Source organism: Rahnella bonaserana (assembly GCF_019049675.1).
GTDB lineage: Bacteria > Pseudomonadota > Gammaproteobacteria > Enterobacterales > Enterobacteriaceae > Rahnella > Rahnella bonaserana.
Genome location: NZ_JAFMOW010000052.1, coordinates 17,773 through 33,562, shown reverse-complemented (window position 1 = coordinate 33,562; position 15,790 = coordinate 17,773). Strand labels below are relative to the sequence as shown.

Annotated in this window: 15 protein-coding genes; 7 read left to right on the top strand and 8 right to left on the bottom strand. The window is 52.4% G+C overall.

All coding sequences use genetic code 11. The features are described from left to right. Positions 1-62: 62 nt before the first annotated feature. The gene (gene hilA, locus J1778_RS03970) at positions 63-956 is read right to left on the bottom strand and encodes an L-isoleucine 3(1)-dioxygenase (RefSeq protein WP_217172092.1); all 894 of its coding nucleotides are present in this window, start codon (positions 954-956) and stop codon (positions 63-65) included. A gap of 78 nt (positions 957-1,034) precedes the next feature. After that, on the bottom strand, positions 1,035-2,006 hold the full coding sequence (locus tag J1778_RS03965) for a transporter substrate-binding domain-containing protein (RefSeq protein ID WP_217172091.1): 972 nt from the start codon (positions 2,004-2,006) through the stop codon (positions 1,035-1,037). A 119-nt stretch (positions 2,007-2,125) separates the two neighbouring features. Between J1778_RS03965 and J1778_RS03960 the strand changes: the two genes are divergently transcribed. Beyond that, positions 2,126-3,046, top strand: coding sequence for a LysR family transcriptional regulator (locus J1778_RS03960; protein ID WP_217172090.1), 921 nt, complete (start codon positions 2,126-2,128; stop codon positions 3,044-3,046). Positions 3,047-3,262: 216 nt separating this feature from the next. Then, on the top strand, positions 3,263-4,270 hold the full coding sequence (gene galR / locus J1778_RS03955; RefSeq protein WP_217172089.1) for an HTH-type transcriptional regulator GalR: 1,008 nt from the start codon (positions 3,263-3,265) through the stop codon (positions 4,268-4,270). Here the strand turns inward: galR and J1778_RS03950 are convergent. From J1778_RS03950 to J1778_RS03930, 5 genes are read right to left on the bottom strand one after another with little or no spacing between them, the layout of a single operon-like run. Continuing rightward, positions 4,259-4,732 carry a GNAT family N-acetyltransferase gene (locus J1778_RS03950; RefSeq protein ID WP_217172088.1) on the bottom strand — a complete coding sequence of 158 codons (474 nt, stop codon included), beginning with the start codon at positions 4,730-4,732 and terminating at the stop codon, positions 4,259-4,261. The genes galR and J1778_RS03950 overlap by 12 nt on opposite strands. Before the next feature lie 5 nt (positions 4,733-4,737). Next, positions 4,738-5,511 carry an FCD domain-containing protein gene (locus J1778_RS03945; RefSeq protein WP_095923259.1) on the bottom strand — a complete coding sequence of 258 codons (774 nt, stop codon included), beginning with the start codon at positions 5,509-5,511 and terminating at the stop codon, positions 4,738-4,740. Positions 5,512-5,549: 38 nt separating this feature from the next. After that, entirely contained in the window at positions 5,550-5,867 is a 318-nt protein-coding gene (locus J1778_RS03940; RefSeq protein ID WP_217172087.1) for a PTS sugar transporter subunit IIB, read from the bottom strand. 15 nt (positions 5,868-5,882) lie between these two features. After that, positions 5,883-7,319 carry a glycoside hydrolase family 1 protein gene (locus J1778_RS03935; RefSeq protein WP_217172086.1) on the bottom strand — a complete coding sequence of 479 codons (1,437 nt, stop codon included), beginning with the start codon at positions 7,317-7,319 and terminating at the stop codon, positions 5,883-5,885. Positions 7,320-7,343: 24 nt separating this feature from the next. After that, on the bottom strand, positions 7,344-8,687 hold the full coding sequence (locus J1778_RS03930; protein ID WP_217172085.1) for a PTS sugar transporter subunit IIC: 1,344 nt from the start codon (positions 8,685-8,687) through the stop codon (positions 7,344-7,346). Positions 8,688-8,966: 279 nt separating this feature from the next. Between J1778_RS03930 and J1778_RS03925 the strand changes: the two genes are divergently transcribed. Next, on the top strand, positions 8,967-9,284 hold the full coding sequence (locus J1778_RS03925; RefSeq protein WP_013574149.1) for a PTS lactose/cellobiose transporter subunit IIA: 318 nt from the start codon (positions 8,967-8,969) through the stop codon (positions 9,282-9,284). Between the two features lie 143 nt (positions 9,285-9,427). On the opposite strand, the gene lysA is transcribed toward J1778_RS03925, so the two are convergent. Beyond that, positions 9,428-10,687 (bottom strand): diaminopimelate decarboxylase, encoded by a 1,260-nt coding sequence (lysA, locus tag J1778_RS03920; RefSeq protein WP_217172084.1) that lies wholly within the window; start codon positions 10,685-10,687, stop codon positions 9,428-9,430. Between the two features lie 133 nt (positions 10,688-10,820). Between lysA and J1778_RS03915 the strand changes: the two genes are divergently transcribed. The 4 genes from J1778_RS03915 (at position 10,821) to J1778_RS03900 (ending at position 15,784) form a co-directional block, all read left to right on the top strand. Continuing rightward, the gene (locus tag J1778_RS03915; RefSeq protein ID WP_217172083.1) at positions 10,821-11,756 is read left to right on the top strand and encodes a LysR family transcriptional regulator; all 936 of its coding nucleotides are present in this window, start codon (positions 10,821-10,823) and stop codon (positions 11,754-11,756) included. A 66-nt stretch (positions 11,757-11,822) separates the two neighbouring features. Further along, positions 11,823-12,680 carry a ChaN family lipoprotein gene (locus tag J1778_RS03910; RefSeq protein ID WP_217172082.1) on the top strand — a complete coding sequence of 286 codons (858 nt, stop codon included), beginning with the start codon at positions 11,823-11,825 and terminating at the stop codon, positions 12,678-12,680. Positions 12,681-12,805: 125 nt separating this feature from the next. After that, on the top strand, positions 12,806-13,636 hold the full coding sequence (locus J1778_RS03905; protein WP_217172081.1) for an energy transducer TonB family protein: 831 nt from the start codon (positions 12,806-12,808) through the stop codon (positions 13,634-13,636). A gap of 9 nt (positions 13,637-13,645) precedes the next feature. Beyond that, positions 13,646-15,784, top strand: a complete 2,139-nt coding sequence (locus J1778_RS03900) for a S9 family peptidase (RefSeq protein ID WP_217172080.1) — start codon at positions 13,646-13,648, stop codon at positions 15,782-15,784. The last annotated feature ends 6 nt before the right edge of the window (positions 15,785-15,790 follow it).

The window sequence follows — 15,790 nt, the reverse complement described above, 5'->3', positions numbered from 1 at the left end:
ATAAGGCTCGTTATTAATTCAGGACAAAGAGAGAAAGAATCACCAACATTAATTCACTCCTGTTATGTCCAATACACCACTTTGCTGTTATTGAGTCTGCCAATAAAGCGCCCGGCCGTAAGACGACTTCCCTCACTGACGCTGCTGACGCCGTGCAGATGACAGGCGTTCATAAAGTAAATATCCCCGGCATTCAGTCGCACTGACAGTGATTCCACTCCCTGCAACAGGTGCGGAGGATAGGGATAACCGGTGTCAGTCACGCCAAAGCGGGCGCGGCAGGGCTCATCCGGATCGAGGTTCCACATTTTCAATTCGCCGCCGCCCTGCGCCGCTTCCAGGCACACATTAAACGCGGTAACCGTCATTGCATCGGAAATTTCAAAATTGTCCTGTTGCGCGAACTTAAGCTGGGCGCGGTCTTCATGAGGCATCAGCGACATGACTCCGTTATCCAGCCAGCGTCGGAACGTGGCAAAGCTGGCGTAAGAATTCTTATAACGCGCCGGGCCAAAATGGATGCCTTCGTCAAGGAATAAGTCTTCCAGCGTGCGATTGAGGAACAGGGACTCGGTGGCATAGCTGTCCGCGACGGACATCAGTTCTGCAACACTGCCGTTTACGCGGTTAACTTCCGCCATATACTCTTCACCGTTACGTGAAAACTGTGTGGCGCCAATCTGATTGGTCAGAACAAAACCGTCATCGGCGCGGTTTCCGCCCCCGTTGCGATTTACCATCTGATTAAACTTTTCTGCGACATCCTGGCAGATTTTTTTATTAGCAAAGTCGCGGATAATATACAGAACATTACCCTGATGATGACCGTGGAGAATAATATTCTTGATAATATTAAAATCTACATTGTCAGACTGTGTGTCTAAATAACTGAAACCTTTTTTTACTGAACCGGACAATACCATCTTTTGCTGTTTTTCAGCCAATAATTCACTCATGATGTTCCTGTCAAAGAATATTAAAATGATAATCGCACAAGAAATTTGTTATTAAATCAATCTGGATAAAATGAGATGTCAGATAAATAAAGGTGAATACAGCATCCCCCCTTTAGACCATAAATTATTATCCCGACGTTCCTGATTAAGCTCGGAGTATTTCCCCAAATTACGCTGGAATATTTCACCGTAATTTCCGACCTGATGAATGATCGCGCGGATAAAATCAGGACGCAGCCCCAGATTTTTACAATGCTGTTCTGACGGATAAAGGAAAGTGCGCAGGTATCCCGTCGCCTCCTGACTCATTTCCAGAATGTTTTTGCTGGTGATCTGTAAGTTTTCCGCTTCTATCAGCGTACGCATGATCCAGGTCACCGCTTTCAGCCACTGCGTATCATGTGAGGACACTGCCGGTGACATGGCTTCCAGCGAGATGCGGTCCTGCAAGATAATGTGCGCTTCTTTATCTTTCAGCTGAGCACGTTCGCCGGCCAGCAGATAGGAATCGAGACAGTAAATATTGCATTCGCCCAGCTGATAAGCCTGACGGGCCTGATTCGGCGAATCAAACAGTCGGATCTCGCAGGAGAGATTTAAATTTCCAAAGTAACGCTTCAGGTTTTCTTCGGTAGTTGATCCCCGCATGGCTGCTATCCGGCGCTCGCGGGTATACTTTGCCTGTTCAACGGGTTCGAGCAAATTACTCGCCGGCGTCATCAGCACTTCACCATCAAACAGCATCGGATGAACAAAACTGATTTCTGACTCAGATTCACGCTGGAAGGTGATGCTGGAATTAAATGACCCCAGGTCAATCACTCCGTCACGCAGCGCCCGAAAACGGTCACCGGACTGCAGCGGCATATAATGAATTTTTCCGACATCACCTAACACCGCCACCGCTACCGCACGGGCTAAATCAATGTCGAACCCTTCCCAGCAATTATGTAATGCATTACGAAACGACAATCCTTTAAAACCCAGACTAACGCCAACATTCAGCACATCGTGCTGGCGTATCCGTTCAATAACCGTTTGGTTCAACATAGCTAACCCATTAATTAAATTGACTATTGTGGCTTATTCTCACCAGAGATTGCCTCTGTTGAACATCATACGGCTTGATGATAATTTGGATAGATATTCCAGAAACAAAAGAGCTATGCGTGAAAAGCACAAATGAGTTAGCCGAACTCCTTCCCAGTTTGTCCGTTTTTATTCAGGTGGTTGAAAAAGGGAGTTTTTCTTCTGCAGGACGGGAGGCTTCGCTGGCTCCCTCTTCCGTGAGCAGGATGATAGACCGGCTGGAGAAGCGTCTGAATGTGGTGTTATTTACCCGCTCGACCCGCTCTGTCGCCATCACCGAGATCGGACTGGAAATCTATCAGCAGGCGCTGACGGTTCTGTCCGCTACGCAGACACTTTTTTCCCGGGCAGACAGCTTCAGCGACACTCCTCAGGGTGTTTTGCGGATCACCGCGCCTAACACACTGGGTAAGATCCTGCTCACCCCTTTTTTGCCTGCATTTTTACGCCGCTATCCTGAAATAAACGTCGAGCTGTCGCTGACCGATCGCGTCACGAATTTAACGCAGGACGCCTACGATCTGGCACTGCGCGTCACCGAAAGTCCACCGGAGAACATGGTAGCCCGTGCCCTGATGCCTATTGATTACGTATTGGTTTGTTCTGCGGATTACGACGAAGCGCTGCCGGATTTCCCGGCTGCGCTCACCAAACACAACATTTTTTTCCCCGATGAACGGCAATTTCGCGGTGCCTGGCGTTTTTGGCACAATGATATAATGGAGACTGTGACGCTGGTTCCACGGTTGATGATCAATAACAGCGACGCCATGATTGACGCCATCTTGCAGGGTGTTGGCATTGCGCTGATCCCCACATTCATTGCCAACCGATATATCGCGAATGGAAAATTGCATCGCGTGTTGCCTGAATGGCGAGTGGAGAACCCCCTGCCGCGCAACACCTACGCAATCACCCTGCCCAATAAACTGCTGCCGCTTAAAACACGAGTGTTTATCGATGATTTTATGCAGTGGATTAAGGAGGAGGGAAGGGTGTAGTCAGAAGGAAAGTGGAGTGACGTTTACGCCGGGAATTGTGTCGCCTGCCCCCTCTCCCCGCCGCCTCCTGCACAGAGGAGGCGCAAAACTTTCCTGTATTTTTTCCGTTACATCACGCTTACATGCCAAAGTTGCGATCGTCATCCTTGCAGCCTCAGGTCTTTTCCGCAAAACTGGCTGGTGTAACCGATTACCCTCACGGAAAACGGAAGTGTTATGGCAACGATTAAGGATGTAGCAAAACTGGCAGGCGTATCGGTTGCGACCGTTTCACGCGTAATAAACCATTCCCCGAAAGCCAGCGACAGCTCGCGGGAAGCCGTACAGAACGCCATGCAACATCTGCAATATCACCCGAATGCCAACGCCCGCGCACTGGCTCAGCAGGCGACTGAAACGCTGGGGCTAATCGTGGCCGACGTTTCTGACCCGTTTTTCGGTGCGATGGTCAAAGCAGTTGAACAGGTGGCCTATGCCACAGGTAACTTCCTGTTAATTGGCAACGGCTACCATAACGTCGACAAAGAGCGTCAGGCCATTGAACAGCTGATCCGCCACCGCTGTGCGGCGTTAGTGGTTCACGCCAAAATGCTGCCGGAAGATGAACTGACCAGCCTGATGCAGCAAATCCCCGGTATGGTACTGATTAACCGCACATTGCCGGGCTTTGAGCAACGCTGTATCGCCCTCGATGACCGTTACGGTTCCTGGCTGGCGACCCGCCATCTTATTCAGGCCGGACATCAGCGCATCGCGATTTTATGTTCCAACCACGGTATTTCTGATGCCAGTGATCGTTTGCAGGGTTATATCGATGCGCTGACGGAACACAATATTCCTGTCGATGATAAGCTGATTGCCTATGCAGAACCCGATGAAATCGGTGGCGAAAAAGCCATGGCCGATTTACTGGGACTGGGCAGAGGATTCACGGCGGTGACCTGCTACAACGACCCGATGGCCGCCGGTGCGTTATCGGTATTAAGCGATAACAGCATTGATGTGCCGGGAGAAATTTCGCTGATTGGATTTGATGATGTGCTGATATCGCGTTACCTGCGCCCGCGCCTGACCACGGTGCGTTATCCGGTGGTGGCGATGGCGAATCAGGCTGCGCAACTGGCGTTAGCTCTGGCAAACGGTCAGCCGCTGCCGGAAACGACCCACATGTTCAGCCCGACGCTGGTTCGCCGGCACTCGGTGAGCAGCCCGTCAACGACCTGAAGTCACTGGTGCCTGAAGTGACTGGTGATAGACGCGTACCGGCTTGTCAGGATAATCCAGCGCATCGCCGATATATTCCCAGCCAAAACGTTCGTAATAGCCGGTGAATTCGGCGTAGAGATACACCTCACGAAAGCCGCTGCTGCGGCTTTGTTCCAGCACAAATTCCTGTAACTTTTGCCCCAGCCCGCACGAACGATATGCGTCATCCACATATAACGCCGCCAGCCACGGCGTCAGATCCTGACGGCTGATCAAATCGCAGCGCCACAATCCCACCGTTCCCGCTAAGGTGTCACCATCAAGCGCAATAAAGGTTTGTGGCAAATCCGCGCCGGTCAGACAGCTTTTCACCACGCTGGCGAAAAACTCGCGGCTGTTTTCGCTGCCAAACGCCTGCCATTGCCAGTCGGCAACCGCTTCCGCAAATTCAGGTCTTTCAGTGAGATTAATGATTTTCATCGCGCTCAGACCAGCTTACCCTGAAAAATCGGCACGGATTCAAACAGATAACCGTCAAACTCCGGTGCATCGACATCCGACAGTTCCATCAGCGTATTTTTGACGTTTTCCATGTGCTGCCACATCGCCTGATAAGAGCCCATGACGTCACGGCGGCGCAGTGCGGCCAAAATATTCTGATGATCAGCCAGCCATTTCAGACGGTAACCGCGGGTAGCGATATGACTGTGTAACTGTTTCCACAGCGGGCTGGAATCGCGGTGCATCCAGATATTTTTCACTGAATCGAGCAGCATCTGATTTTGCGTCGCGCCGGCAATCAGCAGATGAAACAGCCTGTCGTTATCGCCGCTTTCGTCATTAGCAACGATGGCAATCTGTTCCTGCTCCAGCGTGCGGCGCAGATTTTCGATATCGGCTTTGGTGGCCATTTTGGCGGCAAACGCGGCAATATTGCTTTCGAGCAACTGCCGCGCCTGCAGGATTTCAAAGGGGCCAATTTGCCCCTGATACATCAGTTCGTCTTCACCCTCTTCCTGAGAAGGAATGCGGATCACGTACACGCCGGAACCCTGACGGATATCCACCGTGCCTTCCAGTTCCAGCATCAGTAAGGCTTCGCGCACAATCGTCCGGCTGACACCGTAGGTTTCCGCCATGTTCCTTTCGGGCGGCAGGCGGGATCCTACGGCGAAATGCCCTTGCTTGATTTGCTCACGCAGGTCGTGCCCGATTTCCTGATACTGCTTTCTGTCCTGCGAAACCACACCTTTTTCCACACAATCACCCTGATGCAAATAACAAAAAAGACCGGATGTTACTGTATCAGAGATAGCGCCTGATCCAGCACTTTTGCACCGTTTAACGTGCCGTAAGCCACCATGTCGATCACTGCAATCGGGATCCCGTGCTCATCAGTCAGCTTTTTATTCTCCGCCAGCTTAAAGCGTACCTGCGGCCCGAGCAGAACAGCGACAATATCGCGGCCATAGGCTTCCAGCTCATCACGCAGATTATTTTCCGGGATGGCGTAAATCTTAAATTCCAGACCGCGCGCGGCGGCTTCTTTTTCCATTTTGGTGACCACCAGTGACGTGGACATCCCTGCCGAACAGGCTAAAACGAGTCGTTTCATAGTGTTTTCCTTAGGTTATTTTTCCTGGTCATCGAGCGTTAATGACAACACACCACTTTCACTGAGCGATTTAAACCAGTGAGATGATTTCTTCTGACGGCGATCACGCTTGTTATCAAGATCAATCTCAATAAGACCGTAACGGTTTTTAAACGCGTTCATTGGCGAGACATTATCGGTGAATGCCCAGAGCATATATCCCTGACAATTTGCGCCGTCTTCCCGCGCTTTTAATGTCCAGTAAAGATGCTCAGCAACAAATTCAATACGATAGTCGTCCTGAATTTCCCCGCTTTTTGTATCGCGGAACTGCCCTTCATTTTCGATACCCATGCCGTTTTCCGCCACAAACCACGAAATATTCCCGTATTCCGTTTTAATGCGCATCGCCATGTCATAAACAATTTTTGGATAGATTTCCCAGCCACGCGATTTGTTCATCCGGCGGCCAGGTAATTCGAAATGTTCGTAGTAATACGCCGGATGAAATGGCGTCTCTTTATTCCACTCGCGGGACGGCGCTTTTACGCGGTGCGGGTAATAGAGATTAATACCCACTTCATCCACCGTGTTATTACGGATAATCGCCAGTTCTGCTTCGGAATAATCGAAATGCACGCCGTGCTTTTCCAGCAATTCCAGCAACTCCTGCGGATATTCCCCTTTAATCATCGGGTCCAGAAATACCCGGTTGTAGAATAAATCGTATAAATGCGCCGCCTTCTGATCGTGCGCCGCTGAAGAGCGGGCGTAAGTCACCTCCGGATTTAAAATCACCCCGACGGTGCCTGCGGCGTTATATTTTTTGCGATGGAACAGTTCGACGACTTTCGCTGTTGCCAGCACTTTGTGATGATTCCACTGCATCCATTTCGCAGTATTTTGCTCGAACGGCCAGCGGATCGCATCCAGATACACGCGGGTTTGCACCACCACCGGTTCGTTGAAGGTAAACCAGCGGCTGACTTTTCCGGCATACCGTTCGAAGACTTTCTCCGCGTAGAGCACAAACAGTTCGACGACCTTTTTCGAGCTCCAGCCATCATATTTTTCAATCAGAAAGGCGGGTAATTCATAGTGTTCCAGGCACAACATCGGTTCGATGCCATTGCGCTTCATCTCATCAAGATAGTCGTCAATGTAGGCCGCGTATTCTTCATCGACGGTGCCCCGTTCGTAGTCGGTGAAAAAGCGCGACCAGTTTACTGACGTGCGATAATGCGTCAGCCCGCTGGCTTTCATCAGCGCCACATCTTCTTTGTAGCGGTTGATGAAATCGGTGGCTTTCGCCGGGCCGTAACCGTTGTGCCAGACATGGCGGTTATTTTTGTACCAGAGATCCAGATACGAATCCTGGCCGTCTTTTTTGCCGCTCCAGCCTTCGGTCTGCCACGCAGATGCCGCAGCACCGAGAATAAATCCGTCAGGAATGGCGATTGAAACCTTACTCATAACGTCCCTCTTTTTCCGAATGGTTTACGCGGTTGCGGCCTGTTTCTGGCTCTGCTGCAGGGCTTCCCGTTGCGCCTGTTCGGCACGGCGTGCGGCCACTTTCACGAACGGCAGGTAAATCAGTACCGCCACCACGATGCAGCCAATTTGCGTGACCACCGCGCCCATCGACCCCGCAGTGGAAAGCCAGGCGTTGATAATCGGCGGCGTGGTCCAGGGCACCATGACCACGGCGCGTCCGGCGAATCCGAGGCTCGTCGCAAAATAGCCGATGGTGCCGGTGATCAGCGGCGTGATAATGAACGGGATGGCGAGGATCGGGTTAAGCATGATCGGCATGCCGAAAATCACGGGTTCATTGATGTTGAAGAAACCTGGTCCGAGAGAAAGCTTGGCGATTTCGCGCATCTCTTTACGCCGTGTGGCGAGCATCACTGCCAGCAGCAAACCGATGGTGCAGCCAGAACCGCCGATACTCATATACACATCCCAGAACGGCATGGTGATGATATTCGGCACTTCATGGCCCTGCTCAAACGCCGTCATATTGACCATGATCGCCCCGAGCAGCAGCGGTTCACGGATAGGTTTAATCATCTGGTTGCCGTGAATACCAATCACCCAGAACAGCTGCGCGACAAACATCAGCAGCAGAATGCCCGGCAGGCTTTGCATCACCGATTCCAGCGGACGCTGAATCACCTGATACACCGCGTCGTACAAATACATACCGGTGACGCGATGGAAAACAAAGCCGAAAGTCGCGACGATAACCACGGTAATAATGGCGGGAATTAACGCCGAGAAAGACGCCGAAACGTTAGGCGGCACGCTCTCGGGCATTTTAATGCGCAGGCCATTTATCCGTTCAAGACGGGAATAAATCTCGACCGAAAGAATGGCAATAAACATGCCAAGGAACAGACTTTTAGTATCGGAGAACTGTTTGGCCAGCACATCTTTCACTTCCTGCATCTGGCCATTGACCATCATATCGACGGTGGTCGGCGTAACAGCAATAAAACAAATTACCGCCAGCAGCCCCGGAAATAACGAACGTGAACCGTTAATTTTCCCGAGTTCAATCCCAATTAAAAATACGGCACCGATGGTCAGAAAACTCAGCGTGGCGTAGTTAATACTGCTCATGATCGGTTTGAGCGTCGCCAGCCAGGAGAACATTTCAAAGTGAGCTAATCCGTTTTTAGGATCCATCACCATATTAGAAATTAAAACTGAGAATGCCCCCACAATAATAACGGGCATTAACGTGATAAAAGAAGCCTTAATAGCCATGATATATCTGAGGCTATTAAAGGTATTGGCGAATCCCCCGAGAGAATCGATAAAACGGTCTTTCAGTGACATGACAGCACCTCATTTTCATTTTTCTATACTTCACAGGTGTTGGTTTCGTCTTCACCTTTTTATATTGAATGAGGATTAAAGGTGTCGTCCGAAGCTGAGTCAGAATCCGGTTTTGTTAATTATCCTGTCGGCCACTTTACGACGAACTTTTCCGTAATGTGGCATGCCAAAAAATAGCGGAATACGAATTAATTTCTGTGACAGCGTTCTCACATGTGAATATTGGAATTCCAATATGATGAATTCACACTTTTCTGGTATACCAATTTGGAGTTTTCGATGGAATTCGATCTGGAACAAACGGTGATGGAGTTATTGATCAACGCCGGAGAAGCACGATCTAACGCAATGATGGCAATTCAGCACGCACGTAAAAAAGAATGGGAACAGGCCGATGCGATGCTGAAAGCCTCGGACGATGCGGCGCGGGTCGCACACAAAGTCCAGACGCAACTGATTGGTCTGGATGAAGGCGTGGGCAAAATTCCGGTGAATCTGATCATGGTGCACTCGCAGGATCATCTGATGACCGCCATGCTGTGCCGTGATCTGGCCGAAGAGATCGTGTTACTGAGAAAAGAGATGTTTGATAAGTAATGAGTTTATAACGCAGGAATTCCCCTAAATCATTTGAGCTGCATCAAGGCGGCAACTGAATGAATCCCCGGGAGCATACACAAGTATGTGACCGGGGTTCATGAACGCAGCCAACGCAGATGCAGCTCGAAGGATGACGGGGATTACAGTTCTAAAGCAATTAACTCTTCCACCGTCTGCCTGCGACGAATCAAACGTGGCACACCGTTCTCAAACAACACTTCCGGCAGCAAAGGACGGGTGTTGTAGTTCGATGACATCGATGCGCCGTACGCGCCGGTATCGTGGAACACCAGATAATCACCGATGTGTACCGGCGGCAGCGGGAAGGTTTCCACTCCGCCACCGGCCTGCTGGGTGAACACGTCGCCGGATTCACACAGCGGGCCGGCGATCACAGCATCCGTCAGCGGCTGTCCGCTGACATCGCGACCATCGGCCGGTAACAGCGAAATATGGTGATAGCTGCCATACATTGCCGGACGCATCAGGTCGTTAAAACCTGCATCACACAGCACAAAGTGACGGCTGCCCATGTCTTTCACCGCGCGGATTTGCGCCACCAGCACGCCGGATTCCGCCACCAGAAAACGTCCCGGCTCGATCTCCAGTTTAATCTCGTGCCCAAGGTGTGCAGCGATTTGCTCACGCGCACGGTTCCACAGGCCAAAATAGTGGCCGGTATCAATGGATTCTTCTTCGAAATGATACGGAATCGACAGACCACCACCGGCTGAAATCGCTTCAATATCTTGTCCGGTTTCAATTACCTGACGCACCATCGCATCACATACCTGTTCCAGATGGCCGTAATCCACGCCGGAACCGATATGCATATGAATACCCACCAGTTTCAGTCCGTAGCGGGCGATTTCCGCCAGTGCCTGGGGTAAATCGGCATACCAGATACCGTGTTTACTGTTTTCGCCGCCGGTATTGGTTTTCTGGCTGTGCCCGTGACCGAAGCCAGGATTCACGCGTAACCACACCGGATGCCCGGCTTTGTGCTGACCAATCTGGCTGAGCATGTCGATGGAACCGGCATTCACAGGAATATCCAGCGCCGTCACGCGTTCCAGCGTCGGCTGATCCAGCACGTCTGCGGTAAACACAATTTCACTGTCCTCACGGCCCGGAATAAAACCGGCCACCAGCGCACGTTCAATTTCGCCCAGCGAAACGGAATCGACCTTCACCCCCTGCTCACGCATCAGGCGCAGGATATGAATGTTGGAACAGGCTTTCTGCGCAAAACGGATCACATCAAACTGACGCAACTGCGCGATGCGCGCTTTGATAATTTCCGCGTCATACGCCCAGACAGGGCAGCCAAATTGTTGCGGCAGAGCCAGTAAATTCGCGGCATTAAGCGCGGTCGATATGTCATTCAGGGCGCGTGGCATAAGATTTTCCGTCAGGTAAATTCAGTCATATTTCCCTCAGTATGCCGCGTGACAGACTGGCGATAAAATATCTATTTCAGGCTGGTCTATTCATTTATGATATGGATAATTCACGCCGCTGACCGGATAAACCATGCCTGCGATTTCCCTGCGCCATATCGAAATTTTTCATGCGGTGATGACCACCGGCAATCTGACCGAAGCCGCCGCGTTGCTCAATACCTCGCAGCCGACAGTCAGCCGCGAACTGGCGCGCTGCGAAAAGTTGCTGAATTTGCAGTTATTCGAACGCCTGCGCGGGCGTTTATATCCGACCGTGCAGGGTTTGCGATTGTTTGAGGAAGTGCAGCGCTCGTATTACGGTCTGGACAGGATCATCAGCGCAGCGGAAGGTATCCGCCAGTTCGAGCAGGCGCAGCTCTCAATCGCCTGCCTGCCGGTGTTCAGTCAGTCGCTGCTGCCTGCGGTGTGTAAACCTTTTCTCGACCGTTATCCTGATGTCAGTTTCAATATTGTGCCGCAGGAATCGCCGCTGCTGGAAGAATGGCTGTCGGCGCAGCGCCATGATTTAGGACTGACCGAAAACACCCAGACGCCTGCCGGAACCGAGCGCCAGACCCTGCTGACGCTGAATGAAGTGTGCGTGCTGCCTGCCGGACATCCCCTGGCAGAAAAATCGCGACTCACACCACAAGATTTCAGTGGCCTGAATTATATCAGCCTGTCGGCAACAGACAGTTACCGGCAACTGCTGGATACTTTATTTACGGAACAACAGGTTACGCGGCGGCTTGCGATAGAAACCCACAGTGCGGCGTCGGTGTGCAGCATGGTGCGCGAGGGCGCGGGCGTGTCGATCGTCAATCCGCTGACCGCGCTGGACTATTCTGTCAAAAACAGCGAAAACGGCGTCGTATTACGGGAATTCAGCGTCGCCGTGCCATTTACCGTCAGTCTGATCAGGCCGCTGCACCGTCCCGCCTCCGCGCTGGTAAGTACATTCATCGAACACTGCCATCAGGAGGCGCAACGCTTTGCAGATCGCCTTGAAACCGCGCTGGGGCGTTAACTTGTAAATGATAATCATTATCCATAACATGCGGGCAGCGTCCCGCTATGGAAAATGAGGATCACAATGAACAAGTTTTTACTTCTGGCTATTCTGGCACTGACCGCCTGCTCCACCGCACCGCGCCATACCGCAACCCCGGCGGCTGCGCCGGTAGGAACCCTTACCGATTTACGCACCGGCGAAACCCTTTCCCCCTCACAGTTATTGAGCAAACTGGCGGCTCAACCCCGCGTTATAGTGGGCGAAAAACACGACAACCCGGTACATCATCAGATCGAGAACTGGCTGGTACAAAACCTGCCATCCGTGCGCCCGCAGGGCAGCGTGCTGATGGAAATGCTGACGCCGGATCAGCAGCCGAAAGTGGATCAGGTGAAAGCCTGGCTGCAAACCGGACCGGACGCCCGCCCCGCACGCGTCGCTGAGCTGATCAACTGGCAAAAAAGCTGGGACTGGTCGATGTACGGCGATGTGGTGATGACCGCTATGAAAGCACCGTATCCGCTGCTTTCAGCCAATCTGGATCGCAGTGAAATCATGGCATTCTATGAAAATCCCCAGTTCCCGGCCGGTGTGCATTCAGCGGATCCACAGGTACGAAACGCCATCAGTGACACCATCCGCACCTCTCATCAGCAAAATATCGGCGCAGAACAGCTGCACGCCATGCTGGCGATCCAGCAACAACGCGACCGTCGTATGGCGGAACGTCTTCTTGCCGCGCCGTCTCCTGCTTTACTGATCGCTGGCGGTTATCACGCAGGTAAAAGTATCGGCGTTCCCGTGCATGTGAAAGATCTGGATGCAGCGGCGTCCGTCACCGTACTGCTTCTGGCAGAACAAGGTGTGGCTGTCGATAAATCTCAGGCCGATTTCGTCTGGATAACCCCGGCGGCAGTCGCTAAATCTGCAATGGAATAACCCTTAAGTTATTGCGCCCATTGAAATAAAAATGTGGAGGTTGTGAAAGTTTCTTGTAAAGGGCTATTACAAATGATTACTATTATCAAATAATATTGAATCTCATTATCATTTTAACGGACTAAATGACCACTCACAGCCTTCCCGATACTCCGGTCGCCGCGGCAATTGTTTTTCGCCCTCAGCGCCGGGTCATCGGACTGATAATGTCCCTGACAGCACACGGCGCGCTGGCCGCATTTTTATTGTGGTCAGCGCCCGTGCCGCCGCCATCTGAGCTGCCACCTCCCGCCGTGATGGTGACGCTTTCTGCCAGCATCGAAAACAATCAAACCACCAGACCGCTGCCGGTCGGTATTCAGCAGGCGGTAGATTCGGCTGCGTCGAGCAAACAGGAAACGACGCCACAGTGGCAGAAAAACATCACGCCGCCGGTGAATGAAAGCGCAGAAATCAAACAGGTTCAGCAACGTAAAAAGCCGGAAGAACAGCCCAAACGCCGCAAACCGGTAGAAAAAACGCAGGAGCGTCAGCAGGATCCTACGCGGGCTTCCGCCGCCAGCGCTGCTGCCCCGCCGGTGACGGCGGCTGTGTCCGATAAAATCGCTGCGCCGATGAACAGTGATTCTTCACAAACCCGCGACGCCAAAGTGACCTGGGAAACGCGGGTGAAAGTGCAGCTTAACCGCCTGAAAAAATATCCGCCGGACGCCATTTCCCGCCACCGCACCGGCGTCGCGCTGGTGGCTTTTGTCGTCGATCAACGCGGCGAAGTGATCAGCAGCCGGTTAGTAAAATCTTCCGGCACGATGTCGATGGATACCGAAGCGCTGGCGGTTTTACAGCGTGCCAGCCCGCTGCCGCAACCGCCGGGCGAGATGCTTAAAGCCGGTCAGGTGCCGGTGACAATGCCACTGGAATTTACCCTGAGCGGTGCGAACAGCCGCAAGTCTTAACGGAATATGATGACTCTCTTACGATTAATTACGCTGCTGACGGCGGGAACGCTCTTTACCTGCTCCAATACTTCCGCGCAGCCTGTGCCGCCGGTTGCCGAAAAGCATCCGCATATTTTGCAGACGGGCGGTGAAAGCCGGACGGACGATTATTACTGGCTGCGCGATGACAGCCGTCAGGATCCGAAAGTGCTGAATTATCTGCGTGCTGAAAATCAGTACAGCGCGCAGATCATGTCCGGCTGGGCAGCATTAACTGAGACGCTGTACCAGGAAATGCACGCCCGTCAGGGTGAGCAAACCGAATCCGTGCCTTATGAACTGCGCGGTTATCGTTATCAGCAGCGTTATCTGCCGGGCAAAGAGTATGCGCAGTATCTGCGCCAGCCGGTTGGTGGAAATCTTGTCTGGCAAACGCTGGTGGACGCCAGTCAGCGCGCTGCCGGGCATCAGTATTATCAGTTTGGCGGGCTGGAAATCAGCACCAACAATCAGCAGATGGCCGTTGCTGAAGACACGCAGGGACGCCGCCAGTACAGCATCAGTCTGCGCAATCTGAAAACCGGCTTCTGGCATAACGATGTGCTGCAAAACACCTCGGGAAATATGCAGTGGTCGGCGGACGGGGATTATTTGTTTTACATTCGCAATCACCCGCAGACGCTGATGCCGTATCAGGTATGGCGTCACAAAACGGGCACAGCTGTTTCTCAGGATGCGCTGGTGTATGAAGAAAAGGATGGCGGCTTTTACCTCGGCCTTTCCCGCACCGCCTCTGACGATTATCTGATGATCGTCAGCAGTGGCAACACGTCTTCCGACGTGCGGCTGATCCCTGCCGGTGAACCGCTGGCTGCGCCGCAGTTATTCGCCGCGCGCCGTGCGGGTGTCGAATATTATCTGGATCATTATCGCGGTCAGTTTTACATCCGCTCCAGCTGGCATAGCCCGCATTTTGGATTGTATGAAACGCCATCCGCCGGTAAGCCGTGGCAGACGCTGATTGCGCCAAATCCGCAACGGGATCTGGAAAACTTTGCTTTGTTCCGTCATCAGCTGGTGTTGCAGATCCGCAGTCAGGGACGTGTTCAGCTGGAAATGATCGACTGGAAAACGGGTCAGACACGCAACGTGGCATTTGATGAAGAAAGTTACATGGCGTGGCTCGGTGCAAATCCCACGCCGGACACCGACAAACTGCGCTATGGCTACTCGTCGATGACCACGCCGACCCGCATTTATGAATGGGATATGTCTGCCGGCACGCGCACGTTGTTACAACAGAAGCCGGTACAAGGCGTCGATCCGGCGAACTACGCCAGCCAGCGGCTGATGATCACCGCACGCGACGGCGTACAGGTGCCGGTTTCACTGGTGTATCGCAAATCGCTGTTTCGCAAAGGCCGGAATCCGCTGCTGACTTACGGCTACGGTGCATACGGCATGAGCATGGATCCGGCGTTTGGCGCCAGCCGCATCAGCCTGTTAGATCGCGGGTTTATTTTCGCGCTGATCCACGTGCGTGGCGGCGGTGAACTGGGTCAGCAATGGTATCAGCAGGGGAAACTGGAGAATAAAACCAATACTTTCAATGATTTTATTGATGCCACCCATGCGCTGACGCAGCAAGGTTTCGGCCAGCCGGGACGTTTATATGCCATGGGCGGCAGTGCCGGCGGTCTGCTGATGGGTGCGGTGATCAATCAGGAACCGGCGCTGTTCCGCGCTGTGGTCGCGCAGGTGCCGTTTGTTGATGTGCTGACGACGATGTCGGATCCGACGCTGCCGCTGACCGAAGGCGAATATGAAGAATGGGGAAATCCGGCGCAGCCTGATGCCAGGCAGCGCATTAAATCTTACAGCCCGTATGACAATGTGCATGCGGCAGCGTATCCGAACCTGCTGGTCACCGGCGGATTATTCGATTCTCAAGTGCCGTACTGGGAACCCGCGAAATGGGTGGCGCGCCTGCGAACCCTGAATCAGGGATCGTCAGTGATTTTACTGTCCACGGAGCTGGCCGCCGGTCATGGCGGAAAATCAGGTCGCCTGAACCGGCTTAAAAATACAGCACAGGAATACAGTTTCATTATTCAGATGGACCAAGATAGTAATAATAAAAATAATAACCGCAAGACCGCCTGGTAATTTATT

Bases quoted from the DNA above. Each gene is read 5' to 3' on its own strand.
- hilA (WP_217172092.1), bottom strand. From the start codon at position 956: ATGAGTGAATTATTGGCTGAAAAACAGCAAAAGATGGTATTGTCCGGT.
- J1778_RS03965 (WP_217172091.1), bottom strand. From the start codon at position 2,006: ATGTTGAACCAAACGGTTATTGAACGGATACGCCAGCACGATGTGCTG.
- galR (WP_217172089.1), top strand. From the start codon at position 3,263: ATGGCAACGATTAAGGATGTAGCAAAACTGGCAGGCGTATCGGTTGCG.
- J1778_RS03950 (WP_217172088.1), bottom strand. From the start codon at position 4,732: ATGAAAATCATTAATCTCACTGAAAGACCTGAATTTGCGGAAGCGGTT.
- J1778_RS03940 (WP_217172087.1), bottom strand. From the start codon at position 5,867: ATGAAACGACTCGTTTTAGCCTGTTCGGCAGGGATGTCCACGTCACTG.
- J1778_RS03935 (WP_217172086.1), bottom strand. From the start codon at position 7,319: ATGAGTAAGGTTTCAATCGCCATTCCTGACGGATTTATTCTCGGTGCT.
- J1778_RS03930 (WP_217172085.1), bottom strand. From the start codon at position 8,687: ATGTCACTGAAAGACCGTTTTATCGATTCTCTCGGGGGATTCGCCAAT.
- J1778_RS03925 (WP_013574149.1), top strand. From the start codon at position 8,967: ATGGAATTCGATCTGGAACAAACGGTGATGGAGTTATTGATCAACGCC.
- lysA (WP_217172084.1), bottom strand. From the start codon at position 10,687: ATGCCACGCGCCCTGAATGACATATCGACCGCGCTTAATGCCGCGAAT.
- J1778_RS03915 (WP_217172083.1), top strand. From the start codon at position 10,821: ATGCCTGCGATTTCCCTGCGCCATATCGAAATTTTTCATGCGGTGATG.
- J1778_RS03910 (WP_217172082.1), top strand. From the start codon at position 11,823: ATGAACAAGTTTTTACTTCTGGCTATTCTGGCACTGACCGCCTGCTCC.
- J1778_RS03905 (WP_217172081.1), top strand. From the start codon at position 12,806: ATGACCACTCACAGCCTTCCCGATACTCCGGTCGCCGCGGCAATTGTT.
- J1778_RS03900 (WP_217172080.1), top strand. From the start codon at position 13,646: ATGACTCTCTTACGATTAATTACGCTGCTGACGGCGGGAACGCTCTTT.